12 protein-coding genes are annotated in these 26,118 nt (G+C 74.2%); 1 reads left to right on the forward strand and 11 read right to left on the reverse strand.

All coding sequences use genetic code 11. The features are described 5' to 3' along the window. Window positions 1-167: 167 nt before the first annotated feature. Genes ACFYNU_RS00975 through ACFYNU_RS00995 form a run of 5 tightly spaced genes read right to left on the reverse strand, consistent with a single transcriptional unit; the run spans window position 168 to window position 8,281 of the window. Window positions 168-1,127 (reverse strand): kinase, encoded by a 960-nt coding sequence (locus ACFYNU_RS00975; protein ID WP_356589853.1) that lies wholly within the window; start codon window positions 1,125-1,127, stop codon window positions 168-170. After that, window positions 1,124-4,408, reverse strand: a complete 3,285-nt coding sequence (locus tag ACFYNU_RS00980; RefSeq protein ID WP_356589851.1) for an amino acid adenylation domain-containing protein — start codon at window positions 4,406-4,408, stop codon at window positions 1,124-1,126. Before ACFYNU_RS00980 ends, ACFYNU_RS00975 begins: the two co-directional genes overlap by 4 nt. Then, the gene (locus ACFYNU_RS00985) at window positions 4,405-5,655 is read right to left on the reverse strand and encodes an ATP-grasp domain-containing protein (RefSeq protein WP_356589849.1); all 1,251 of its coding nucleotides are present in this window, start codon (window positions 5,653-5,655) and stop codon (window positions 4,405-4,407) included. The genes ACFYNU_RS00980 and ACFYNU_RS00985 overlap by 4 nt, the downstream gene beginning before the upstream one ends. Then, on the reverse strand, window positions 5,652-7,208 hold the full coding sequence (argH, locus tag ACFYNU_RS00990; protein WP_356589847.1) for an argininosuccinate lyase: 1,557 nt from the start codon (window positions 7,206-7,208) through the stop codon (window positions 5,652-5,654). The genes ACFYNU_RS00985 and argH overlap by 4 nt, the downstream gene beginning before the upstream one ends. After that, window positions 7,205-8,281, reverse strand: a complete 1,077-nt coding sequence (locus tag ACFYNU_RS00995; protein WP_356589845.1) for a cysteine synthase family protein — start codon at window positions 8,279-8,281, stop codon at window positions 7,205-7,207. Before ACFYNU_RS00995 ends, argH begins: the two co-directional genes overlap by 4 nt. 254 nt (window positions 8,282-8,535) lie before the next feature. Here ACFYNU_RS00995 and ACFYNU_RS01000 point away from each other — a divergent pair, with 254 nt between their 5' ends. Continuing rightward, complete coding sequence (locus tag ACFYNU_RS01000) at window positions 8,536-9,327, forward strand: alpha/beta fold hydrolase (RefSeq protein WP_356589843.1); 792 nt, start codon at window positions 8,536-8,538, stop codon at window positions 9,325-9,327. On the opposite strand, the gene ACFYNU_RS01005 is transcribed toward ACFYNU_RS01000, so the two are convergent. The 6 genes from ACFYNU_RS01005 to ACFYNU_RS01030 all read right to left on the reverse strand — a co-directional run bounded on the left by ACFYNU_RS01005 (window position 9,266) and on the right by ACFYNU_RS01030 (window position 25,892). Further along, window positions 9,266-10,495 carry a 3-deoxy-7-phosphoheptulonate synthase class II gene (locus ACFYNU_RS01005; RefSeq protein ID WP_356589841.1) on the reverse strand — a complete coding sequence of 410 codons (1,230 nt, stop codon included), beginning with the start codon at window positions 10,493-10,495 and terminating at the stop codon, window positions 9,266-9,268. The two genes, ACFYNU_RS01000 and ACFYNU_RS01005, sit on opposite strands and share 62 nt — an antisense overlap. 58 nt (window positions 10,496-10,553) lie before the next feature. After that, window positions 10,554-11,336, reverse strand: coding sequence for an indole-3-glycerol phosphate synthase TrpC (gene trpC / locus ACFYNU_RS01010; protein WP_356589839.1), 783 nt, complete (start codon window positions 11,334-11,336; stop codon window positions 10,554-10,556). 86 nt (window positions 11,337-11,422) lie between these two features. Next, the gene (locus tag ACFYNU_RS01015) at window positions 11,423-12,397 is read right to left on the reverse strand and encodes a TauD/TfdA family dioxygenase (protein ID WP_356589837.1); all 975 of its coding nucleotides are present in this window, start codon (window positions 12,395-12,397) and stop codon (window positions 11,423-11,425) included. Between the two features lies 1 nt (window position 12,398). Then, window positions 12,399-13,646, reverse strand: a complete 1,248-nt coding sequence (locus ACFYNU_RS01020; RefSeq protein WP_356589835.1) for a cytochrome P450 — start codon at window positions 13,644-13,646, stop codon at window positions 12,399-12,401. A 46-nt stretch (window positions 13,647-13,692) separates the two neighbouring features. Beyond that, window positions 13,693-14,562, reverse strand: a complete 870-nt coding sequence (locus ACFYNU_RS01025; RefSeq protein WP_356589833.1) for an ABC transporter permease — start codon at window positions 14,560-14,562, stop codon at window positions 13,693-13,695. Then, window positions 14,559-25,892: an amino acid adenylation domain-containing protein gene (locus ACFYNU_RS01030; protein ID WP_356589831.1), complete on the reverse strand. Its 11,334-nt coding sequence runs from the start codon at window positions 25,890-25,892 to the stop codon at window positions 14,559-14,561. The genes ACFYNU_RS01025 and ACFYNU_RS01030 overlap by 4 nt, the downstream gene beginning before the upstream one ends. Window positions 25,893-26,118: the final 226 nt, after the last annotated feature.

Here is a 26,118-nt window from a genome sequence, read left to right on the forward strand (position 1 = left end):
ACTTGGCGTCCACCAGTTGGTGGACCCCCTTGTCCCCCGGCATGTGAAAGCCCCTGGGTACGCGCGGTCCGCGCGCACCCAGGGGCGGGGGGGGGGGAGGGAGATGGTCGGAGGGACAGAGGGGAAGAGGGAAGAGGTCGGGGGCGGCTCGGCAGAGACTCAGAAGCTCAGAAGCTCAGTGTGTGATAGACCGTCACATCCCCGGACAGCTCCTGGCATCGCCGGGCCGCCGCCGCGAGACGCGCGGGGCAGTCGGGGGCCGTGCTGTCCAGCAGGACGCCGAGCGTGGTGCCGCTGTGCGCGACCGCCACGCCCAGCCCGCCCACCTCCTCGCAGATACGCACCATCGGCTCCAACGCCCATTTGTGCCGCAGGACTTGATTCATCCGGGCGCTCGCCGTCGCCACCCGGCCGACCTCGGCGAGATCACCGCGGGCGATGGCACCGGTGACGCGTTCAAGCAGCCGCGCGTAACGGTGCTTGTCCGCCTCGGTGAACGGCTTGGGGATGGCGTTGAACGCGACCGTGTCCACCGCGCCGCCCTCGTCGATGCCGACCACGGCCATGGACGGCAGCGACCCGAGCCGGGCCCGTAGCCGGACACTGCGGTGGTGGAAAGCGACGATCGACGGATACAGCACGCCGTCGGTCGGCTCGATCCTGGCCAGATACGTCTCCAGGCGGCGCGGCGGCATCGGCTCGTCGAGCGCGTTGGCGACGGCGCGCGCCGTGGCGACCAGGTCGGCGGACGAGCTTGCCAGGCCCTTGCCCTCGGGCAGGGTGCTGTCGATGCGCAGCATGCCGCCCGCGCCGCCGCCGGAGTCCGCAAGGATCATGGAGGCGAGCCGCAGCGCCTTGGCCTTGTGCTCCGGGGAGACCGTCAACGCGTCCCCCGGGGCGCCGAGTTCGAACCGCGCCAGCGACCAGCGGGCGACGGGCAGCGTCACCAGGAAGTCCCCGTCCTCCTCGGGCAGCACGCCTTGCAGCAGCTCGCCGAAGGTGCCGAAGGCGGTGCTGACGCCGGTCGCGGCCACCCTTCGGTAGCCCGCGTCCCGTGCGCTGCCCGCGCCCGTCCTGCTGCTCGTGCTCGTCGTGCTGCTCGTGCTCGTGCTCGTGCTCGTCGTCATGGTCCGGTCCCCTCGTCCCGATCGCCATGGTCGCCCCGGTCGCCGGGCGGCGCACAGGCCGCCCGCACCAAGGCGGCCGTCAGGGCCGGCCGCGTACCGACGAAGTAGTGGCCGCCCTGGTCCAGTTCGTGCAGCGTCACCTCGTCGCACAGCTCCAGCCAGGCCCGGTGGCGACGCCCCGCGTCGGCGGTGGCGGTGTCGTCGCGCGCCACCACGACGTCCACCGGCGCGCTCACCCGGTGGCGCCGGGGATCCTGCCGGGCCCGGACGAGATGGCGGTTGGCCACGCCGACGTCGTGCCGGTAGGAGCGGTCGGCGATACGGGCCCGCTCCGGCCGGTACGCGTCCAGCTCCACGTACGCGTTGTCCACCCGCATCCGGTCGAGCAGCAGCCGCCGGTCGACCCCGGCGACCCGCTCAGCCTCGGCCCGCAACTCCTCGTCGGGCAGCAGGAGTTGCGCCCCGAGAAAGACACGCCGCACGGGCCGCCCCGCCTCCTGGAGGAGCCGGGCGGTGGCGAGCGCCACGGCTGATCCCGCGCAGTGCCCCCACAACAGCACCGGTGTGCCGACGTGCGCGAGGATCTCGTCCCGCGCCCGCGCCGCGATCGTGGGCACGTCCAGGAGCGGTTCGTCCTCGGCGGCGAAGTCGTGTCCGGGCAGTTCGGCGCCGAGGACGGCGATGCCCTCCGGCTCCAACTGGGCCGCCAGCGAGCGGAAGTTCACCGCGTTCCCGCCCGCGTAGGGGAAGCACACCAGGGTGTGGTGCACGCTGCGTACCGGCAGCAGCGGATGCAGCAGCCGCTGGCCGCCGGGTCCGGTCTCCCCCCGCCCGCGCCCGGCGAGGACGCCCGCGAGATCGGCGAGGCGCGGGTGGGCCACCAGCTCACGGACGGTCAGCCGCCGGTCGAGCTGGGCGATCAGCCGTACCGCCGCCAGCGAAGTGCCGCCGAGCGCGAAGAAGTTGTCGTCCCGGCCGATGCGCTCAAGAGGCGCGCCGAGGACTTCGGCCCATGCCATGGCGAGGCGCCGTTCGCCGGGCCCGGCGGGCGCGGTGTGCGCGGCGCCGCCGTGGCCGAGGGTCCCGGCGAGCGCGCCCAGGGCCGCCTTGTCGACCTTTCCGTGTGTGGTCAGCGGCAGCCGGTCGAGTCGGTACAGATGGGCGGGCACCATGTAGTGGGGCAGCAGCTCACCGAGGAACTCCCGGGCCGCCGCGACGAGATCGGGCGACGACGGCGCGTCCCACGCGGTGAAGAAGGCGGCGAGATTACGGGGCTCCCGGGCCTCGCCGTCGACGACGACCGCGGCCTCCCGCACCCCGGGCACGGCGCGCAACCGGTGCTCGATCTCGCCGAGTTCGATACGGAAGCCGCGGATCTTGACCTGTTCGTCGTGGCGCCCCAGATACTCCAGCCGCCCGCCGGGCAACCAGCGCCCGAAGTCACCGGTGCGGTACATCCGGGTGCCCGCCCGGAAGGGATCGGGTACGAAGGACTGCGGGGTGCGCGCCTCGTCGTTGAGGTAGCCACGCCCCACGCACACCCCGGAGAAGGCGATCTCGCCGACCGAGCCGAGCGGGACCGGCTCCAGATTCTCGTCCAGTACATAGGTGTTGACGTTGCGCAGGGGCCGGCCGAGCGGGACGGTGCCGCCGTCCGGCGGGGCGTCCATGACGTGGTGCGTCGTGTCGTCGCACACCTCGGTGGCGCCGTAGGCGTTGACGAGGCGTACGCCGGGAAAGGCGGCGAACCACCGCCGTACCAGCGCCGGCGCGAGGACGTCCCCGGTCACGCACACGGTGTGCAGCGCCCCGGTCGCGGCCGTTCCGTGCTCCACACCGCGCAGCAGCGCGTCCAGATGCGCGGGCACGGTCTGCGCGACGGTGACCCCGCCGCCCGCGATCTCGGCCAGGAAGCCCTCCGGGTCGAGCAGGACACCGGAGTCCACGACACGCACGGCGGCGCCGGTCAGGAGCGGCGCGGCGAACTGCCACAGGGAGATGTCGAACCCCTGCGAGGCGGTCTGTGCCACGACCTCGCCGGCGCCCGCCGCGAGGCCCATGTCCTCGACCTTCGCGAGGAGATGGTTGAGCATCCCGGCGTGCTCGCACACGGCGCCCTTGGGGGTGCCGGTGGAGCCGGAGGTGAAGAAGACGTACGCCGCCCGGTCCGGGGCCGGCGAGGCCTGCGGGGCGGGCCCGGTGGGCGTCGGCGGGGCCGGGCCGTCGGTGTCCTGTAGGTGCGGCGCGTTCAACACCGGTGGCGGGGAGTCCAGTTCGGCGAGGGCCTTGCGCGCGTACGCCTCACTGTCGTGGTCGGTGAGCACCACCACCGCGCCGGCGGCCCGTAGTTGGTACGCCATCCGCTCGACGGGCAGGTCGGGCGGCATCGGCAGATAGACCGCGCCCGCCTTGAACACGCCGACGGCGGACGCGATCCAGTCGAGGGAGCGTTCCATGACCACGGCGACGGTGTCCTCGGCGCCGGCCCCCGCCTCGGCCAGCGCCCGCGCGACCCGGCCGGCCCGCTCGTCGAGCCGCCGGTACGTCCAGCTCAGCTCCCCGTGGAGGGCGGCGGGGGCGTCGGGAGTGCGCCGCGCCTGCTCCTCGAACAGGTCGGTGAACGTCGCGTCCGGCAGCTCGGCGCGCGGCCCGGCGAGCCCGAAGATCTGGGTCCGCCTCTCCTGCGGCGACAGCAGGCTCTGCCGGTCGTGGCGGGCGGCGGGGTCCGCCGTGAGCAGGCGCAGGGCGGTCAGTTGGTAGCCGGCCAGCCGCTCGGCGTACGCGGCGTCGATGTGCGCGGTGTCGTGGTGGAGGCGGAGGGTGAGTCCGCCGTGCTCGTCGCGCTCCCACCCGGTGTGCAGGACGACACCGTCCCCGGCCGGGCTCTCCCCGGGGATCGCCGCCGGTCGCGTGAGCCCGGTCAGGTCCACCGTCGCCTCGGGGCGTACGCCGGGGCGGTGGGCCAGCGGCGTGTGCGAGACGGCGGTCACGAGGTCGGCCCAGGACGAGCCCGTCACGGTGTGGCGCAGGGTGAGCGGGGCCCGGTGGGCGGTCGACCGTACACAGCCGACGAGCACGTCGCGGTCGGAGGTGATCGCGGCGTGGACATGGACGTACGCCGCGAGCACCAGGTCCGCCACGGAGGTGTTCAGTTCCTCGGCGGTGCGGGTCAGGGCCTCCGGGAGTCCGGGGGGCAGCGGGGTGCGCAGCGCCGCGTATCCCGGTGCGTCGCCGGGTGCGCGCCGGCGCGGGATCCTGCTGAGTTCGGTGTCCGCGCTCATCTGCTCGGGGCCCCCTCCGGTACCGCCTGTGCGATGTCGACGGCGATCAACTCGGCTGCCGCCTCGGCCCGTCGACCGGCCGTCCGGGTGTCGGACCCGGTGGCGACCACGCAGCCGAGGCGGTCCTGGAACGAGTGCGTGATCGTGACCTCGCGGCCGACGTAGGTGTTCGCCGCCACGGCGGCCACCACGCCGGGCGCGTGCGCCGCCGCTTCGAGCCCTTCGACGGCCGTCACGCGTCCCTCGCGCCCGGCCATCACGAACCGGACGGCCGCGTGTCCGGCTGCCGTCCCCGGCGGCGCCTGGGTCAGTCCCGCCGCCCGCGCGACGACGGCGTCGACCAGGTCGACGCCGGTGGCCGCCCGGACGGCGGCCGGGATCATGCCGCCGGCGAGCCTCGGGTTGACCTCGATGACGACGGGTCCGCCGGCGGATCGGCGCAGTTCGGTGTGGGCGGCGCCCCAGCCGAGGCCGAGGGCGGCGAGCGCGCGCAGGGCGGTGTCGCCGAGGGCGGTCGCGATGTCCGGTGCCACCGGGGCGGGTACGTCGTGTCCGTGCTCGACGAAGTACGGCCGTGGGCCGAGGTGTTTGGCGACGACGGCGACGACGGCGCCGTCGAACGTCTCGACGGAGAACTCCGGTCCGTCCACGGCCGCCTCCACGAGGACGCGGCGCGCCGTGCTCGCGCCCCGTTCGTCGGTGCCGCGGGCGAGCAGGCCGGCCGCCCACCGCCTGGTCTCGTCGCGGTCCCGGCACAGCCGTACGCCGACCGAGCCCGATCCGCTCACCGGTTTGAGGACGACGGGATGGCCGATGGTGTCGGCCGCGCCGACGGCCGACTCCACGTCGTCGGCCACCGCGAACGCGGGCACGGGCACCCCGGCGGCCAGATGCGCGGCGCGCTGCGTGTCCTTGGCCCGGCAGCGTTCGACGGCGTCGCCGTCGGGCGCGGGCAGTGCGAGGCGGGCCGCCGCGCGGGCAGCGGACGCCACGAAGTACTCGGAGCTGGAGGTGATCCCGGCGAGCCCGCCGTCCGTGGCGAGCGCGGCGCAGGCGGCCAGGACGGCGGTGAGGTCCGCGGTGTCCAGGGTCCGGGTCTCGATGCCGTCCTGGACGACGTACGGGTAGCGGCCGGGATCGCGGGTCAGCAGGACGGGCCGCAGGCCCCGGGCCCGCGCGGCGGCGCAGAACTCCCGCCCCGTACCGGTGGTGTTGCTCTCCACGAACGCGAACCAGCGGCCGGTCATGACGACGCTCCTGTTCCGTACCGGGTCACGACGGCGGCGGAGTCGGCGTCGAGGCGCCGGTGGGCGGCGCGCAGCCGGCGGCGGTGTTCCGCCAGGCGCTCGCCGTGGCCCGTGAGGCTCGCGCGGAGCCGGGCCACGACCGTGTCGCACTCGCCGGGGCCGCCGCCCCTGTTCAGGTCCGCGACGACCTCGCCCGGCGTGGGCGAGGCGGCGCGCGGGTCGAGGCCCAGTTCCTCGGGGCGGGCCACCGCCGTCAGGTCGTGCTCCCCCGCCGCGACCGCGTCGCGTACGGCGGCGCCCACCACGTGGTGCGCGGTGCGGAAGGGGACACCCCGGGCGACCATTCTGTTGGCGATGACGGTGGCGGTGACGAAGCCCTCGCGGGCCCGTCGGTCCATCCGCCCGGCGTCCGGCCGTGCCCCCGACACCAGGACCTGGCCGAGCAGCACGGCGTCGTGGAGGGCGTCGAAGGCGGGCCAGGCCGCGGCCACGGCCTCCGTGCCCACCTCGATGGAGTTGGTGAACGGTGTCGACTTCATGGCGGACGCCACGGCGGTCCACGCGCCGATGGCCACCGCCGCCTTGGCCTTGACGTGTTCGAGGAGGAACGCGTTGCGTTTCTGCGGCATGGCGGAGCTGCCGCCGACGAGCCGTTCGGGGAACGCGACGAAGCCGAACTCCTGGGTGCTCCACAGCTGGAGGTCCGTGGCGAGCCTGCTGAGGGTCACCGCGGCCGATGCGGCGCAGCCGACCGCGCGCAGCACGCTGTCGCGGGAGGCCACCGCGTCCATGGCGTGCGGCGCGGGTCCGGAGAAGCCGAGGAGCGCGGCGGTGCGGCCCGGGTCGATGGGCAGATCCGTACCGGCCACGGCGCCGGCGCCCAGCGGGCTGCGGTCCACCTCGGCCAGTGTGTGCAGCAGGGCCGTCAGATCGCGGTCGAGCGCGGACGCGATGCCCGCCAGGTAGTAGCCGTAGGTGATCGGCATGGCGGGCTGGAAGTGGGTGTGCACGGGCATCACGACGTGCGCGTGGGCGCGGGCGCGGGCCAGCAGTACGGCCTGCTGGCGCAGCAACTGGCCGGTCAGCTCGATGAGTTCGTCCCGCAGCCGCATCGCGGTCACGGTCGCCTTGATGTCGTTGCGGGAGCGGGCGGTGTGCAGCTTGCCGCCGACGTCCGCGCCCAGTTCCCGCACCAGATGGCCCTCGTACATCAGATACGCGCCACGGGGGGCGTCGAGCCCTTCGAGTTCGCGGAATCCGTCGGCGCGCATCCGCCGGACCCGGTGGAGCAGGGCGGCGGCGACCGGTCCCGGGAGCAGTCCGCTCTCGGTGAGCATCACGACATGGGCGAGGTCGACGGTGCTGATGGGCGCCAGTTCGCGGCGGATGTCGTCGAAGTCCTGCGCGCCGTAGACGATGCGGCGGGTACGGGGGTTGAGGGTGCGGGTGAGCCGCCCGGTGCCGGCCGCCGGTGCGGCTTCTCCGGCGGTCATCGGTGCCGCGCCCGCCGTCATCGGTGGTGCGCCGTCGGTCGCCGTCGGTGCGCCGCTCATGACAGGCCGCCTTCCGGCACGGTGAGGGCCGAGGCGCCGCGCGCCACGGTCCCGGGGACCTGCTCGTAGGGTCGGCGGCCCCAGACGTAGCGGGACCAGCGCTCGCCGACGAGATCGGGGCCGGCGACGCCGACCGGCTCGGAGGGGTGCTCGCCCGGCGCGTACCCGTGGGACGTCAGCCAGGCGTCGTCGTACACGGTGGCCTGGTAGCGGTAACCCTCGTCCGGGAGCATCACCACACAGGTACCGTCCGGGTTGCGGTCGGCCCACCAGCGGGCGACGAGATACGCCGCGCCGCTGGTCGGTCCCTGGAACAGCGCGTGTTCCGCGTGCAGCGCGCGCGTGCTGCGGTACGCGTCGCCGGCCGAGCACCAGTGGACCTCGTCGAAGGCGGAGTGGTCGAGATTGCCAGGCCACAGGCTGTTGCCGAGGCCGCGCAGTTCACGTGTTCCGTCGGGCAGGCCGAACAGCACGCTGCGATGGGTGTCGACACCGATGGCCCGGGTGTGCGGGGTGTGCTCGCGCAGGCCGCGCACGGTGCCGCACATGGAGCCGCCGGAGCCGACCGGGCCCACCAGGCAGTCGACCGTGCCGAGTTGGCGGGTGAGCAGATCGGCGACCACCTTGTACGAGAGGGGGTTGCCGGGGTTGGTGTACTGCTCGGGGCAGAAGGTCTTGGGCAGTTCGGCGCGGATCTCGGCGAGCCGGCGCAGCCTGGCCTCCTGGTAGCCGCCGACGGGCGCGGGTTCCCGGCAGATCTCGACGGTCGCCCCGAGGTCGGTGAGCCTGCGGTACAGATTGGCGTCGATGGCGGGGTCGCTGACGAGGATCAGCTTGAGCCGCATCAGGGCCGCCTGCATGGCGAGGGCGAGCCCGAAGGTGCCCGACGTGGTCTCGACGACCACGGTGTCGCTCTCCAGCTCGCCGCGTTCTTGCGCCTCTCGCAGAATGTGATGCGCGGGCAGCAGCTTCATCAGGGTGAAGACCGCGCCGTACAGGCGGGGACCGATCCGGACGAGGCGCGGCATCATCTGCGCCTCCGTGATCGAGTGGTAGGGCGATGTCACCGGCATGGGGTCTCCCGTGGATCGTGAACGACGACTGGGCACACCTGGGCCACGTCCGACCTAGGACCTGTCGTTCGGCCATGTTTCCTTCCCCGCCCTGACAGCCCGCTGACAGCGGCCAGGCAGCGGACCGGTAGCGGGCCGGCAGCGGGCCGGGGCCGGAGCCGGTGTCAGCTCCGTGTCAGGGCCGTGACAGATCATCACGACGAGCACGACACGTTCCCGCGGGACAGCCGCGGGGCACGAATCCGGGGGGCAGCATGCTGTGGACGCAGTGCGTCGAGCCGAGACCGTTCGCCGCGCGGCGGCTGATCTGTTTTCCGCACGCCGGAGGGTCCCCGCACTTCTTCCGGGGCTGGGCGCGGGCCTTCGACGGCGTCGAGGTCCACACCGTGTGCTATCCGGGCCGGGCGGAGCGCTTCACCGAGCCGTGCGCCACGGATCTCGTGGCGCTGGCCCGGAGCGTCGCCGAGGAGCTGCTCGCCACCGGGGACACCCGGCCCACCGTCCTGTTCGGGCACAGCATGGGCGCGACGGTCGCCTTCGAGACGGCGTGCGCGCTGTCGGAGGCCGGCGCCGAGGTGAGCGCCCTGGTCGTCTCGGGCGCCCGTGCCCCGCAGCTGATGACCGCCGACCCGGCCGCCGCCACCACCTGGGACGAGGCGTCCGTCGCCCGTACCCTGGTCGAACTGGGCGGTACCGAGCCGGAGTTGCTGGAGAACCGGGGCTTCGTCGAACTCGTGATGCCGTACATCGGCGCCGACTTCCGGATGCTCGCCCGGTACGCGGGCCGTACCAACAGCCCGCTCACCTGCCCGCTCACCTCGCTCGTCGGGCTGTCCGATCCCCGGGTGTCGCGGGCGGACGCGGCGGCCTGGCAGGAGGCCACCCGGGGCCCGTTCCAACTCCGCACGCCCCCGGGCGAGCACTTCTATCTCGCCGACGCGCCCCCGTTCGACATCGTGGCGCAGGCCCTGCGGGCCCGTCCGGTCAGCTCCGCCGGTACGAGTCGGCGAGCCGGTCGGCCAGACCGAGCGCCTGCGCGCGATTGAGCCGCGGGTCGCACGCCGTCTCGTACCGCTGTGTCAGCTCCTCGGCGAACAGCGGGCCGCCGGCGCCGAGACATTCGGTGACGTCGTCCCCGGTGAGTTCCAGATGGACGCCGCCGGGGTGCGTGCCCAGCGCGCGGTGCACCTCGACGAAGCCGCGTACCTCGTCGAGCACGTCGGCCACATGCCGGGTCTTGTGGCCGCTCGGCGCGGTGACCGTGTTGCCGTGCATGGGATCGCTGACCCAGCACACCGCGGAGCCTTCGGCGTTGGCCTTCTCGACGAGGGCGGGCAGGACGTCGCGTACGCGTCGGGCGCCGGCCCGCACGACGAAGGTGAGCCTGCCGGGCTCCCGGCCCGGGTCGAGCCGGTCCATCAGCCCGAGCATTTCGTCGCTGGTGGCGTTCGGGCCCAGCTTCACCGCGACGGGGTTGCTGATGCGGGAGCAGAACTCGACGTGCGCGCCGTCGAGTTGGCGGGTGCGTTCACCGATCCACAGCAGATGTCCGCCGCCCGAGTGGACGCGCCCCGTCGCGGGGTCGGTACGCAGCAGGGCGGCCTCGTAGTCCAGCAGCAGCGCCTCGTGGCTCACATAGAACTCCGGGCCGGGGACGTCCGGTGCCCCCTCGGCGGCCAGGGAGCGCAGCACGTCGAGCGTGCGCGCCGACTCCTCGTACATGGTGCGCAGCCGGGCGGGGTCGGGTCTGCGGGCCCGCTCGCCGAAGTGCCGTCCGTTGACGGCGTCGCCCCGGTAGGACGGCAGGGTGACACCGTCCCGCCGCTCGACGGGGCTCGATCGCGGTTTGGCGTACTGCCCCGCCATCCGCCCCACCGTGACCACCGGCAGACCACTGGCGCGGCCGAGGACGGCCGCCATCCGCAGCAGCGTCGTGGCCGTGCGGCGGATCGATCCGGCGGTGCCGGGCGCGAAGGTCTCGGCGCAGTCGCCGCCCTGGAGCAGCGTCGCCTCGCCGCGTGCCACTCGCGCCAGCCGCTGCCGCAGCCGGTCGCACGCGTCGGCGCTCACCAGCGGCGGCCGTACGGCGAGTCCGGCCGTGACGCGCTCCAGCTCCCGGGGGTCGGGCCAGTGCGGCTGCTGAGCCGCCGGGCGTGTGCGCCAGGATCTCGCGGCCTCGTGCCCGTCCCCGGAATTGCTTTTCCCTGCTGCCATGTCGGCCCTTCCCAGTGAGTGTCGAAGAAGCACGCCGTACGCGCCCGCGTTCCGCCGCTCAGGCCCGTCCCGCGGCCACCAGCGCGGCCACCGCGCCGGGGCCGCCCGTCACCACGGACCGCCCGACCAGCACCGCGTCGGCGCCGAGCGCGCCGTACGCGGCGACGTCGTCCGGGCCGCGTACACCCGACTCGGCGATCCGCACCACATCGGCCGGGATCTCCGGTGCGACCCGGGCGAAGGTGCCCCGGTCGACGTCGAGCGTGCGCAGGTCGCGGGCGTTGACCCCGATCACCGGCGCCCCGGCGTCCAGCGCCCGTACCGCCTCCGCCGCGTCGTGCACCTCCACCAGCGGGGTGAGTCCCACCTCGGCGGCGAGGGCCAACAGGTCGGTGAGGAGCGGCTGTTCGAGGGCGGCGACGATCAGGAGGACCAGCTCGGCGCCGTGCGCGCGGGCCTCCCACACCTGGTAGGGGTCGACGACGAAGTCCTTGCGCAGCACGGGCAGCCGGACCCGGGCGCGGACCGCGTCCAGGTCGGCGAGGCTGCCGCCGAACCGGCGGCCCTCGGTGAGGACGCTGACCGCCGCCGCGCCGCCCGCCTCGTACGCGGCGGCGAGCGCGGCCGGATCGGCGATGTCGGCGATGGGGCCGAGCGCGGGGCTCGCCCGTTTCACCTCGGCGATCACCCGCACGCCGGCGCCGCCGCGCAGCAGGCCGGTGACGTCGCGGCCGGCCGGGCGGGAGGCCGCCCGGTCCGCCAACTCCCGCTGTGGCACCTCGCGTCGCCGGAGCGCGAGGTCCTCGCGTGCGCCGGCCAGGATGCCGTCGAGCACGTTCATCCTCGGGCCCCTTCCTCGGTTGGACCGCCGGGGGGCCCGGAGCGTGGCCCCGGGCCCCCCGGCGGAGGGTTGGTGAAGCTCTGCGGTCAGGTCATGGCGACGACGACCTTGCGCTCGCCGGTGAACGCCTCTCGGCCGTGCAGCACCGACATGTTGTCGACGATCATCACGTCGCCCACCCGCCAGGGCTCCGCGAGCTTGTTCTCGCGCTGGGCCCGGCGCATGTGCGCCAGGTCCTCGTCGGAGAGCGGGCTCCCGTCGCCGTAGGTGATCCAGTGCGGCAGATCGTGGACGGACTCGGTCACCGAGAGCAGCAACTCGCCCTCGTCGCCCGGCAGGTTGGACGGATGCCACTGGTCGGCCTGGTTGAACCAGGTGTCGCGACCCGTGCGCGGGTTCTTGCGGATCGCCGGCCGGTGCTGGCGTACGCGCAGACCGCCCTCGGCGGTCCACTCGAAGTCGGCGTCGGAATCGGTCAGGAACTCCTCGACGACGGCGCGGTCCTCGGTCTCGAAGGTGTCCTGCCACGACTTGCCGAGCCCGTGTCCGCCGTGCAGATGCTGGTGGTAGACGACCCCGCCCGCCAGCCGGTCGCGCAGTCCGGCCGGCAGCGCGGCGAGCAGGGCCTCTCCGTCGCAGACCGGGGTGGCGCCGCCGGTCGCCGCCGCCACGAAGCAGCCGAAGAACAGCCGGGTCGGCCAGGTCTTCGCGTACGACAGCTCGTTGTGCAGCGTGATGTCGTAGCGGGCCGGGTACTCGGTCGAGGTGAAGACACCGTCGGAGACGGCGGCGCGCGGGGTGTTGCCGCCCCGGTAGCTGTCGATGAGGCGGTCGCCGAAGCGGGCGACCACGGCGTGGAACGCCTCCGCGTCGGTGGCGCCGGCGCCCCGCAGCAGCACCGCGCCGTATGTGTCGAGCAGTTCCTCGGCCTGCCGCCGGATGTCGCCCAGGCCGGTGCCGTCCGGGGCATCCGCCGGGCCGCCGGCCGGGCTGTCGGCCGGGCTGTCCAGGTGCAGGACGGCGAGTGTGGTGCCGCCCGTCGTCAGGGTCTCGTGTCGCACGTCAGCGGGTCTCCTCACCGGCCGGTGCCGCGCGCAGTGCCACGGGCAGGCCGCTGTAGCCGTGAATGAAGTTGGAGTAGAGGCGGACGGCCGGGCCCCGCAGGGCGACCTCCGCCGCCATGTCGCGTACCGCTTCGACCATGGCCTGCACATGGACCCGGCCGAGGAACGCCCCGAGGCAGAAGTGCGGGCCGTGGCCGAACACCACATGCTTGTTGGGGCTGCGTCCCACGTCGAAACGGTGGGCGTCGGCGAAGACCTCCTCGTCGAAGTTGGCGGAGGTGTTCCAGAGGGTGACCACGTCGCCCGCCTTGATCACCCGGTCCCGCAGGGGTACGTCGGTCAGGGCGCGCCGGCCGAAGTGCATGGCGGGCGTCGCCCAGCGCAGCACCTCCTCGGTGGCGCTCTCCGAGGTCACCTCGCCCGCCTTGACCCTGCGCCACTGCTCGGGGTTCTCGGCCAGCGCGATGAGGCCGCCGGTGAGGGACATCCGGGTCGACTCGTCGCCGCCGAGGATGAGGCTGTAGCAGTTGAGGACGATCTCGTCCTCGGTCAGCGGCTCGCCGTCGATCCGCGCGGTGGCGAGGACGCTGAGGACGTCGTCACCGGGGTTCGCCCGGCGTTCGGCGACGAGCTGCGACATGTAGAGCAGGATCTCGTTGCGGGCCATCAGGGACTCGAACTCGCTGTCGTCGCCGGAGTGCCGGGACAGCGTCCGCGTGTTCCACTCGACGAGTTGCGGCCGGTCGGCGTCGGGGATGTCCAGCAGGTCGCCCATGGTGTGGATCGGGATGTGGTCGACGACGTCGGTGACGAAGTCCGCGTCGGGCGAGCCGATGATCCCGGCGAGGAGCCGGCGGGTGTGCTCGTGGACCCCGGCGACGACGGGTTCGAGGACGCGTGGCGCGAAGGACTTCAGCATCAGGTTGCGGATCTCGCGGTGCCGCTTGCCGTCGGTGACGGCGAGCATCTTGCCCGCCGCCGAGTCGCCGCCCTGGAGCAGGGTGGCGAGCACCGTGCCCCGCTCGGAGGTGAACCGCTTGTTGTCGCGGTAGACGCTCACGGCGTCGGCGTACGTGGACACCACCCAGAATCCGGGGTTGTCCCCGCGGGCCGGGTGCCAGTGCACCGGGCTCTCGGTGCGGAAGCGGCGCCACATGGCGGGCGCGTCGTTGTCGAGGAAGGTCCGGGGGTCGGTGAGATCGAGGGAGGCGAGGTCCGGCGCGTGCGCCAGTTCGGTTACGGGCATGGGTCTTCGTCCTCGGGACTGGGAGCGGGCTCGGGGCCGGGGCCGGTCAGCGGCCCGCGGTGCGGAAGCGGCGCAGGCTCACGACGCAGCAGGTCACGAACAGCGCGGTCATGGTCACGGCCGCGACGAGCAGGGGGTGTTCGCCGACGAAGCCGCCGCTGGTGGTGGCCGGGTTGCCCCACAGCTCGCGGCAGGCCGCGATCACGGAACTCACCGGGTTCCACTCGGCCAGTGGCCGCACCGCGCCGGGCATCGACTGCGGTGAGATGAAGGCGCTGGACAGGAAGGGCAGCACGATGACGATGAACGGGGCGACCACGGCGATCGTCTCGACGCTGCGCAGGGTCAGGGCGAGCAGCACCCCGAGCCACAGCATCACGTACACGAACACCGCGATCAGGGCGAACCCCGCGAGGGTGGGGAGCAGCCCGGTGTGCGAGCGCCAGCCGAGCAGCAGCCCGGCGACGGCCGTGACGAGGAGCCCGGCGAGGCCCACCACCAGGTCGGCGCTGGTGTGCCCGATCGGCACCGCGAGCCGGCTGATGGGCAGGGACCGGAACCGGTCGACGAGCCCGCCCTGGAAGTCCATGGCGAGCGACACCGCCGTGGGTCCGACACAGGCGAGTCCGACCTGGACGGCGCCGCCCGCGAAGACGTACTCGATGTACGAGCCGCCCGCCGGCAGGGTGACGGCGTCCCGGAAGAGATAGCCGAGCAGCACGAGCGAGATCAGCGGGTTGAGGACGACGCCGATGGCCCGGCCGGGGGCGCGGCTGAGCCGGCGCAGCCGGCGGCCGGCCACGGCGGTGATCTCCACGGCGGCGGTGCGCAGCCGGCCGTACGGCGTCCCCGCCGCCGTGGGCGGGGGCGCGTCGACGGGCTTCGGATGACGGGGGGTCGGCAGGGTCGTCGTCATGACAGCTCCCGGCCGGTGCGCGCGGCGTGCAGCCGGTCGAGTTCGGCGGCGACGGCCGGACCGATCTCGGCCAGTGGTCCGGCGCTGAGCATGTCGTCGTGCGCGCAGTCGATCCGGTGCACGGTGGTGGGGCCGCTGTGCTGTGGCCGCCACAGCGCCTCCTTGTCCGTCACCTCGCCCCACGGTGAGCGCCCGGCGACGAAGAGCTGCATCTCGCCGTCGTAACTCCCCGGCAGATACGCGGTGTTGAGGATCTGGTGGCGGGCCATCAGGGCGACCATGCGGGTCATGCGCTCCTCCCCCATGCGGGCCAGCGGGTTGTTGTCGCGGCGCAGCACGTCGATGAGATCGGCGGGTGTGAGGTCACGGCCGCCGTACTCGTCGGGGCTGTGGCCGATGCCCTCCAGCAGCCAGGCGAGACTGCCCTGTTCGTCGCGTACGTCGGCCACGCCGGTGCGCGGGTAGGAGTCGAGCACCGCGAGGAGTCCGACCTCCTCGCCCGCCGCGCGCAGCTGGACCGCGATCTCGTAGGCGAGCAGTCCGCCGAACGACCAGCCGAGCAGGTGGTACGGGCCCTTCGGCCGTATCTCCCGGATGAGCCGGATGTAGGCCGCCGCGTTCTCCTCGACGGTCGCGGGCAGCGGGGCGTCGCCCACCACGCTCGGCGACTGGATGCCGTAGACGGGGTGCTGCCGGTCTATGTACGGCGCGAGCGGCAGATAGGACAGGGCGAAGCCGACGCCGCTGTGCAGGCAGAACACGGGCGGCCGGTCACCGCCGGGCCGGATGCACAGGGTCGTGCCGAACGTCTCGGCGTGGTCGAGCGCGTCGGTCTCCCCGATCGCCTCGGCCATGATCCTGGTGCTGTCCCTGGGCGCGGACGCCGGTGTCGGCGCCGGTGTCTCGGGCGCCGCGGCGACCGGGGGCCGGAGGCCCGCCGCGAGCGCCGCGACGTTCTGGTGCGCGAAGACGTCCGCGACGCTCACGTCGAGGCCCGCCTTCTTGGCGCGGCTCACCAGGCGCATCGACTTCATGCTGTCCATGCCCGCCTCGAAGAAATTGGCCTCGGCGGGGAGCTGTTCGACGCCGAGGATCTCGGTGACGATGCCGAGCAGGGCCACCGTCACCGGGTCCCGCTCCACGGCAGGCGCCGCGGCCGGGGCGGGCGCCGGTTCCGGCTCCCCCGGTGAACTCGACGGTGGCGCCTGGAGGTTGCCGCCGGTGTCCCAGCGGGCGAGCCGTCCGGTCCTGCGCATCCGCGCGCCCTTGCCGCCCCAGGGGTCGGCGACGATCGTCGCGGCGGACTCGCCGGGCCGGCCCGCGACGACGCGCGGCACCGAGGCCCCGGCGAGATACACCTCGCCGGTGACACCCGGCGGCACCGGCCGCAGCCACGCGTCCAGGACATAGCGGCGTACGTTCCAGGCGGGCCCGTCGTCCACCGGTTCGGGCCGGGGCGCCGTCCACTCCGGTCCGGGCCGCTCACCGGCCGCCACACCCTTGCCGGCGAGCAGCGCGCCCCACAGTCCGGCCTCGCCGGACCTGCCGGCGCCGAGCGCCCACCGCAGATGGGCGGCGGCGGCGCGGTGGTCCACGACGTGGGCGTACGGGCGGTCCCCCGTGCCGGTGGCGCGGACCAGCCAGGCGGCGTGTCCGGGGGTCAGGGCGCCTCCGCGCTCGGTGTCGGTGACCGGCCCGGTGGGCGAGGTGCCCGGGGCCGCGCCGTCCAGGACCACGACGGGCACCCCGGTCGCCCGCAGCCGCCCGGCGAGTCCCGCCGTGGTCAGCACACAGACGGGGCCGGTGTCGGCGAACAGCGCGCGTACCCGCCCCGTCGGTTCGTCGGCGGCCACCGGCAGCAGGGCCGCGCCCGCCTTGAGGACGGCGAGCGACGCGAGTGCCTGGTCGGCGGCGCGGGGTACGGCGAGTGCCACGACCCGGTCGAGGCCCGCACCGGCGTCGATCAGACGCCGGGCCAAGTCGTCCGCACGGGAGTCCAGTTGGGCGTAGGTGAGGGCCCGCTTGCCGGAGCCGGCCGCGACGACGTCCGGGGTGTGCGCCGCGCGTTCCGCGAACAGGCCGACGACGGTCTCGGCCGGCAGCTCGCGGGCGCTGCCGTTGAAGCCGTGGAGCACCCGCTCCTCCTCGGCCTCGTCGAGCAGCCGCAGTCCGCTCACGCGTACGTCCGGGTCGGCGACGGCGTCCCTGAGCACCTGGGTGAACTGCTCGGTCAGCCTGCGCACACTCTCCCGGGTGAACAGATCGGTGCTGTACGTGAACAGACCGCGCATGCCGCCCTGGCCCGCCCAGGAGATCAGCTCCACGACGAGGTCCAGCTTGGCCTGCCGTGAGGGCACGTACTCGGGACGGGCGGTGAGGCCCGGCAGATCGAGGTCGCGCACCGCGTCGTACTGCACGGTCAGCGAGACCTGGAAGAGCGGGTGCCGGCCCAGGGCGCGGGCCGGCCTGAGCGCGTCCACCACCTGGTCGAAGGGGACGTCCTGGTGGGAGTAGGCGGCCAGATCGGTCTCGCGCAGCCGGGCGAGCAGTTCCCGGAAGGTCGGGTCGCCGCCGGTGTCGCCGCGCAGCACCAGCGAGTTGAGGAACATCCCGACGGTGTCGGCGAGGGCGTCGTCGCCCCGGCCCGCCACGGACACCCCGACCGGGATGTCGGTGCCCGCGCCGCGCCGGGTGAGCAGGGCGGCGAGCGCCGCCTGGAAGACGATGAACTCGGTGGTCCCTGTCGTACGCGCCAACTCGCCGACCGCGTCGTGCAGTTCGGGCACGACGTCGAACATCACGGCGTCTCCGGCGCGGCTGGGCCGCTCCGGGCGCGGGAAGTCCGTGGGCAGCACCGGCTCCTCGGGCAGGCCCGTCAGGGCGTCCCGCCAGAAGTCGAGCTGGCGTGCCGCCGTGCTGTCCGGATCGTCGGCGCCGCCGAGGAGTTCGCGCTGCCAGGCGGCGAAGTCGGAGTACCGCACGGCCGGCGGCTGCCACTGCGGGACGCGGCCTTCGGCCCTGGCCCGGTAGGCGGTGGAGAGGTCGCCGAGCAGCGGGCCCATCGACCAGCCGTCGAAGGCGATGTGGTGCAGCACCAGCAGCAGGACGGACTCGTCGGCTCCCGCCGGGAACACCCGCACCCTGACCGGGGTCTCCTCGGTGAGGTCGAAGCCCTGGTCGGCCTCCGCCGCCAGGGCGGCGGCCAGTTCGTCCGCGGGCACGGACACCACCTGGACGGTGGGCGCGCCCCCGACCGCGTCCAGGACGCGCAGCGCCGGCTCCCCGTCGGTCTCCGGCATGACGGTGCGCAGGACGTCGTGCCGGTCGGTCACGTCGAGCAGGGCGGCCTGGAGGGCGGCCAGGTCGAGCCGGCCGGTGAGCCGGAACGCCATGACGGTGTTGTACGAGCCGTCGCCCCGGCCCTCACGGCGGTTGAGGAACCACTGCCGCTGCTGGCTGAAGGACAGCACGCGGGGCGCGTCGGGCGCCGCGGGTACGAGCGCGGGCCGCGCCTCGTCGGCGGCGGCGACCTGCGCGGCGAGCGCCGCCACGGTCCGTGCCTCGAACAGGGCGCGGATGGGCAGTTCGACGCTGAGCGCCTTGCGGACCCGGCTGACGAGCCGGGTCGCGAGCAGCGAGTGCCCGCCGATCTCGAAGAAGTCGTCGTCCACCGAGACCTGTTCGATGCCGAGGACATCGGCGAACAGGCCGCACAGGATCCCTTCGAGAGGGGTACGGGGCGCCTGTCCCCGCGACACGGCGCCGAGGTCGGGGTCGGGCAGCGCGGCGCGGTCCAGCTTGCCGTGCGGGGTGAGCGGCAGCGCGGGCAGTGTCACCACGGCGGACGGCACCATGTAGTCGGGCAGTTCGCCGGTGAGCCGGTCCCGCAGTTCGCCGCTGATCCGGGGTTCGGCGTCGGGCGCGGCGCCCTCGGGCACCACGTAGGCGACCAGGCGGCGTTCGCCCGCCGCGTCCTCGCGCAGCACGGCGACGGCCTGCTCGACGCCCGGCGCGGAGCGCAACGCCGAGGCGATCTCGCCGAGTTCGATCCGGATGCCGCGCAACTGGACCTGGTCGTCGATGCGGTCGAGGTAGTCGAGCCGGCCGTCGGGCAGCCACCGCACCAGGTCCCCGGTGCGGTACATCCGGGAGCCGGCGGGGCCGTGGGGGTCGGCGACGAAGCGCTCGGCGGTGAGTCCGGGCCGGCGCAGGTAGCCGCGGGCCAGGCCGCCGGAGACGTACAGCTCACCGGTCACGCCCTGCGGCACCGGCCGCAGGCGCGCGTCGAGGACATAGACGCGGTGGGCGCTGGTGGGCCCGCCGATCGGCGGGCGTCCGGCGCCGCCGGCCAGCGGGCCGGCGAGGGTGCAGCCGACGACGGCCTCGGTCGGGCCGTAGCCGTTGAACATCAGCACCTGGTCGGCCCATCGGTCGACCACCTCGGCGGGGACCGCCTCGCCGGTCGCCACGAGCCGCAGGTCCGCGGGGAGCGTGCTGCCGCGCGGCAGTCCGCCCGCGACGACGGGCGGCAGGGCCACCAGATTGATCCGGGCGTCGTTGATGAGGTCGACCAGCGGCTGTCCCGGGGTGCGGCGCTCCTCGTCGGCGATCACGAGGGTGCCGCCGTTGAGGAGGGCCAGCATGATGCCGAAGACGGAGGCGTCGAAGCTGAACGAGGCGAATTGCAGGGCGCGTACGTTCTCGTCCAGGCCGAGCCGCTCGGTGAAGCTGTCGACCATCGCCATCAGCCCGGTGTGCGCGACCGTGACGCCCTTGGGGCGCCCGGTGGAGCCGGAGGTGTAGATCATGTACGCGGCGTTCTCGGGGTGCAGGGCGCCGTTGCGGTCGGCGTCGGTCGGATCGGTGTCCGGCTGCGCCGCCAACTCCCGTACGGTCTCCGGGTCGTCCAGCAGCAGGGGCGTACCGGCGCCGGGCACCGCGGCGGTGCCGCGGGCGGTGGCGGTGTCGGTGATCAGCGCGGCGGGACGGGCGTCGGCCAGGAGGTAGCCCACCCGGTCGGCCGGGTAGTCGGCGTCGACGGGCAGGAACACCGCGCCGGCCTTCATCGCGGCGAGCGCGGCGACCACCAGGTCCGGGGAGCGCGGCAGCAGCACGGCGACGGGCTGTTCGGGGCGTACGCCCCGGGCGAGGAGGAGCCGGGCGAGCCGGTTGGCGCGGCCGTTCAGCTCCGCGTACGTCAGCCAGGTGCTGTCGAGTCCGACGGCCTCCTTGCCGGGCCTGTTGGCCGCCCACGCCTGGAGGGCGTCGGTGGCGAGGGCGGGCGCGGTGGTCCGGGCCGCCTCGGCGCCCGACCAGACGCGCAGCAGGGTGTGGCGTTCGTCGTCGCCCAGGGTGTCGACGGTGGCGAGCGGCGCGTCGGGGGTGGCGGCGAGCGCTTCCAGGACGCGTACGAAGCGCTGGACGAAGCCGGCCGCCTGGCTTTCGTCGAAGATGTCGGGCCGGTACTCGGCCTCCACCCGCAGCCGCCCGTCGGGCAGCGGGAACACCCCTACGGCGAGCGGGTATTCGGCGATGACGCGGGCCTTCCAGTGCCGCATGGTCAGGCCGGGCAGGTGTTCGCCGATCCGGTCGAGCACGCCCGCCGGGTAGTTGTGGAAGCTGACGACGGTGTCGAAGAGTTCACCGGTCCCCACAGAGTTCTGGACCTCGGCCAGGCCCAGGTGGTGGTGGGCCTCCAGACCGAGCTGCCGGTCCTGGAGGTCGGTGAGGGCCGCCTCGAAGGACAGCGCCGGGTCCAGGGTGACCCGTACCGGCAGGGTGTGCAGGAAGGCGCCCACCATCCGCTCGACGTCGGGCAGTTCGGCGGGGCGCCCGGAGACGACGGCGCCGAAGGTGACGTCCCGTCTGCCGGTGAGACTGCCGAGCACGGCGGCCCAGGAGCCCTGCACGACGGTGTTCATGGTCAGTCCGCGCTCATGGGCCCACGGGGTGAGCCGCGCGGTCAGCTCCGCCGGGAGTTCCACGCCCAGTGTCTCGGGCAGCGCGGACACCCGCTCACGCTCGGCGGGGCCGAGCCGGGTCGGTCCGTCGACACCGGCCAGCTCCGCGCGCCAGGCCGCCCGTGCGGCGTCCTTGTCCTGGGCGGCGGACCACTCCAGGTAGGCGCGGGCGGGGGCGACGCGGGCCAGCGGTGTCACATCGGCGCCGTTGGACCACAGGGTGACGAGTTCGTCGGCGAGGACGGCGGACAGGGACCAGCCGTCGACCAGCAGATGGTGGGTGGTCCACACGACGCGGTGCCGGTCGGCGGCGGTGCGGTAGACGGTGAACCGGGTCAGCGGCCCGTGCGCGGCGTCGAAGCGCCGCAGCCACTCCGCGTCGGTACGGCGGCGCACCTCGGCGGCCGTGTCCGCCGCCGCGACGTGCGTCAGGTCGACCTCGCTCCAGGGGAGTTCGACGGCGGCGGGGATCACCTGCACCGGGTCGCCGTTCGCCCGGCGTCGGAAGCAGGCGCGCAGCGCCGGGTTGCGATCGAGGAGCGCGGTCGCGGCGGCCCGCAGCGCGGCCGGGTCGAGGGGGCCCTCGATGTCCATGACGACCTGGAGGGTGTACGCGTCCGTGCCCCGGCCGTCGAACTCGCTCTGGAACAGGAGCCCGCGCTGGAGCGGTGTGAGGGGCAGGATGTCGGTGATCCCCGCCAGTTCGCTCTCGTACGCGTCGATCTCCTCCTGCCCGACGGTGACCAGCGGGAACTCCGCCGGCGTGAGGCGTCCGGCGGCGGGCCGTCCGGCGTGCGCGACGAGTGCTTCGAGCGCCTCGAACCAGCGCTCGGCGAGCGCGCCGACCTCGGACTCGGACAACAGCGCGCCGGCCCAGGTCCAGTCGGCCACCAGGACGGGCCCGTCCGGGCGGTCCTCGGTGACGGCGACGAGGTCCACGGCCTGGCGCAGCGGGGTGCCGGGGGCCGCTGTCAGCCCGGAGGCGCCGGCCCGTATCGTCCAGTCGCCGCCCTCCCGGCCCTCGGTGGTGGTGAACCGGCCCAGGTAGTTGAAGCTGAGCTGCGGGACGGCCTCGCGGGCGAGGACGCCCGCCGTCTGCGGGTTGAGGTGGCGCAGCAGTCCGTGTCCCGCGCCGTGGTCGGGCAGCGCGCGCAGCGCCTCCTTGACCCGGCCGAGCGCGGCGCCGAGGACGGCTCCGCCGCCGCGTATCTCCTCCCGGTCGAAGGCGCCGACCTCAAGGGCGACGGGGAAGACGCTGGTGAACCAGCCGACGGTACGGGACACATCGAGGTCGCCGGCCAGCTGTTCGCGGCCGTGGCCTTCCAGTTCGATCAGCGCGCGGGTCGGTCCGTCGCCACCCGCTTCCCGCGCCCGGCCGGTGACGGCGAGGGCGAGGGCGGTGAGCAGCACCTCGTTGATCTCGGCGCGGTACGCGGCGGGGACGCGGGTGAGCAGGGCCTCGGTGGGGCCCGCGGGCAGTTCGACGCGCAGTCGTCCGGCGCTCGCGTGGGTGTCGCGGGCCGGGTCGAGCGGGCGGTCGGTGAGCCGGGCGGCGGGGGCCGCGCCCTGGCCGGTCCACAGCGGCAGTTCGGCCACCCGGCGGGCGGAGCGGGCCTCGCCGGACAGGGCCTTGGCCCAGGTGCGGTAGGAGACGGGCACCGGATCGAGGAGCGGTTCACGGCCCTCGGCGAGTGCCTCGTAGGCCGCCCGCAGGTCCGGCAGCAGGATCCGCCAGGACACGCCGTCGACGGCGAGATGGTGGATCACCAGCAGCAACTCCCGCTCCGCCGCGTGGTGGACGGCCCGCATCATCAGGCCGTCGCGCGGGCGCAACGCGGCGCGGGCGAGGGCGAGTCGGGACTCGGCGGTGCCGCCGGGGTCGGCGCCCACGACGTCGGACGCGGACACGGCGCCGCGCGGCAGGACGTCCAGGGACCACAGGCCGGGCACCGGGGAGGTGAGCCGCTGGCGCAGCGCGTCGTGCCGGTCGAGGAGTGCCTGTACGGCGCGCTCCAGGAGGTCGGGGCGCAGCCCGTCGGGCACGGACACCGTGACGTACTGGCCGAACTCGTCCGTCTCCTCGGGCAGTTGGCCCAGGGACTCGCGCAGCTGGTGGGCGACGGGGAGGAGTTCGATCTCGCCGACACCGTCGTCCTCGGGCAGCAGCGCGGTGCCCGGTCCGTCGGCGGCGCGCCGGGCCACGGCGGCGATGGCGGCGGGGGTGCGGTGCCGGAACACGTCGCGGGCGGTGATGACGAGACCGGCCTTGCGGGCCCGGCTGACGACCTGGAGCGAGCTGATGCTGTCGCCGCCGAGGGCGAAGAAGCTGTCCTCGACTCCGACGGCGCCGAGGCCGAGCACCTCGGCGAGGACCGCGCAGAGGATGTCCTCCTCGCCGGTGCGCGCGGTGCGGGTCACGGTGGGCACCGCGAGGTCCGGCACGGGCAGCGACTTGCGGTCGACCTTGCCGTGCGCGGTCAGCGGCAGCCGGTCGAGGGTGACGAGGGCGCTGGGGACCAGTGCCTCGGGCAGCCGCTCGGCGAGCGCGGCGCGTACGGCGGCGGTGTCGAGGGCGCCGGTGGTCGCGGTGTCGGTGTCGGTCACGGTGCTGGTGTCGGGGGCATCGCCCTCGGGCACCAGATAGCCGACGAGCCGCTGCTGCCCGGCCGGGTCGGTGACGGCCACGGCCACCGCGTCGGCGATGCCGGGCAGGGCGCGCAGCGCCGACTCGACCTCGCCCAGCTCGATGCGCTGACCGCGGATCTTGACCTGGTGGTCGCGGCGTCCCACGAAGGCGAGCTGGCCGTCGGCCCGCAGGACGACATGGTCACCGGTGCGGTACATGCGTGAGCCGTCGGCCGCGAACGGATCGGGTACGAAGGTGGTGGCGGTGCGGCCCGGCTCGCCGAGGTAGCCGCGGCCCACGCCGTCGCCCGCGATGAACAACTCGCCCTGGACACCGCGCGGCACGGGCCGCAGGTCGTCGCCCAGGATGTGCAGCCGGGTGTTGCGCAGGGGCCGGCCGATCGGCACCACCGGTGCGTCGAGGTCCGCGTCCGACGCGGCGTAGGCGTGGGTGACATCGTCGGAGCACTCGGTGGGGCCGTACAGGTTGGCGAGCGGGATGTCCGGGTAGCGGGCGAACCAGCGGGTGCACAGCTCGGCGGGCAGCGCCTCCCCGTTGGAGATCATCCAGCGCAGCGCGGGCAGTTCGGGGGACGCGCCCGCCGCGTCCCACACGTCGAGGGTCGCCCGCATCAGGGACGGTACGACTTCGAGTACGGTCAGCCGCTCGGCGCCGATGGTGGTGAACAGGGCGTCGGGGTCGGCGGCGTCGGCGCGGCTGAAGGCCCGGACCCGGCCGCCGACGAGCAGTGTGGTGAGGGTCTGCCAGACGGTGACGTCGAAGGTGACGGGCGCGTTGTGCACCAGCGCGTCGGCGTCGGTGAGGCCGAACTCCTCCACCTTGGCGAGGAGATGGTTGATCATGCCGCCGCGCTGCACCATGGCGCCCTTGGGCTTGCCGGTGGAGCCGGAGGTGTAGATGACGTACGCGAGGTCGAGTGGTCCGCCGAGCACCGGGGCCAGCGCGTGCGCGGGGTCCTCGGCGCCGTCCAGGAGGTGCACGGGCAGCGGGGCGCCCTCGTGCCCGGCCTCGGCGGCGGCGCGCAGCGCCGTGTCGTGGTGGGCGGCGTGGGTGAGCACACCGGCGGCGCCGCTGTCGCGCAGCAGTGCGACGAGCCGGGCGTGCGGGGCGCCGGGGTCCAGGGGCACGAAGGCGCGCCCGGCGCCGAGCACGGCGAGTTCGGCGGTGACGAAGTCGCCGCCGGGTTCGGTCAGTACGGCGACGGGGCCGCCGCCGGCGAGCTTGCGCGCGGCGGCGGAGGCGCGGCCGACGAGCTGTCCGTACGAGAGGGTGCCGTCGTCGTCGGTGACGGCGGGTGCGCCGGGGGTACGGGCGGCCCGCTCCCGTACCCGCTCGACCACTCCGAGGTACGGGGTGCGCCGTACGGGTCCGAACAGCGCCGCCTCCAGGGCGTGTTGCTCGCCGGCGGCGAGCAGGTCGAGTGCGCCGAGCGGCTGGTCGGCGCCCACGGTGAGGAAGGCGTCGAGGAAGGCGGTGAAGCGGTCGAGGTGGGCGCGTACCTCCGTCATGTCGTAACGCGCCTCGTTGCCGCTGAGGTTGACGCTGATGCCCAGGTCCCCCTGGTCGGCGACGGTGAACTCCAGGTCGTCTACGAGGCCGGTGGACGCGCTGTGGATGGTGGCCTCGCACGGGCCGATGCCCAGCTTCTCCACCTGCGGCATCATGTTGATGAACGGGCCGAACGGGCGCCGGTCGTCGCTGGACAGGCCCATGGCGCGGCGGATCCGGCTCACCCGGTGCCGCTGGTGCTTCAGCCCCCGGGAGAACACCCGGTAGGTCTGGGCGAGCAGCTCCGCGCGGCTGGTGCCGGGCCGTACCGCGAGGCGCAGCGGCAGATAGTTGACCACCATGCCGGGGACCTGCTGGGTGCTGCCGCCGACCCGCGCGGTGACCGGCAGGGAGAGCAGGACATCGTCGGTGGCCGCCATCCGGGCCGTGTACGCGCCGAGGGCGGCGGTGAGGGCGGTCTGCCAGGTCACGCGGGACTCCCACGCGACGGCACGCAGCCGCTCGGCGGTCGCCGCGCTGAGGACGGTGCCCGCCTGGAGGAAGGTCTGCGCGGGTTCGGCGTCCCGGGTGGCGAGGGTGATCAGCTCGGGCCGGTCCTCGAACTCCCCCTGCCAGTAGGCGGCGTCGCGCTCGGCGCGGGCCGATCCGAGATAGGCCGTCTCGGCGTCGAGGAGGGTGCTCAGCGGCGGGAAGCGGTCCTCGTCGGGGGAGGTTCCGGCGAGCAGCGCCTCGTAGATCCCGGCGAGGCGCTGCCAGTAGATGACATAACTGAATCCGTCGGAGACCAGGTGGTGGTTGAGCAGGCAGAAGACCGCCCGCTCGGGCCCCAGCCGGAAGACGCTGAACCGGAACAGCGGCTCGGCGCCCTCGTCGAGGGCGAAGGGCACGCGCAGGTCGGCGCCGATGGCCTGCCGCGCCGCGCCCGCCGGGTCGGGGGACGCGGCGACATCGGTGACGGTCAGCGGCAGCACGGCGAGCGGCTCGATGAACTGGCGGGGTTCGCCGTCCACTTCGGCGAACCGGGCGCGCAGGCACTCGGACTCCTCGGCGAGCCGCTGGAGCGAGCGGCGCAGCACGTCGTGGTCGAGCGGCCCCCGGATGTCCCAGTAGATGGCGGTGTTGTACGTCGCGCCCCCGCCGGAGAGCTTCGCGTCGAACCAGATGTCCTTCTGGCCGGCGGTCAGCGGGAGGCCGGCCGTCTGTCCATGCGTCATGGCAATCCCTTAGGTCGTGTCTGACAAACAGCGCCGTCCGCCCGCGGGGCGGGGGCACGCGCCACGCTGCGGAGCGGCTGATGATTCGTCGATGCGTGCGATCGCAAGGCGGAGGATCGGCCTCGTACGGGGCGTACTCGGGCGACTCCGACAGCGCGGGGGGTGCCTCCCGTGCCCGAAGGGCTACGGGGGGAGAAGGTGCGTGCCGGGCGTCGCGCGCCAGGCG

This window comes from Streptomyces sp. NPDC006643 (assembly GCF_042870175.1).
In the GTDB taxonomy this organism is placed as follows: Bacteria; Actinomycetota; Actinomycetes; order Streptomycetales; family Streptomycetaceae; genus Streptomyces.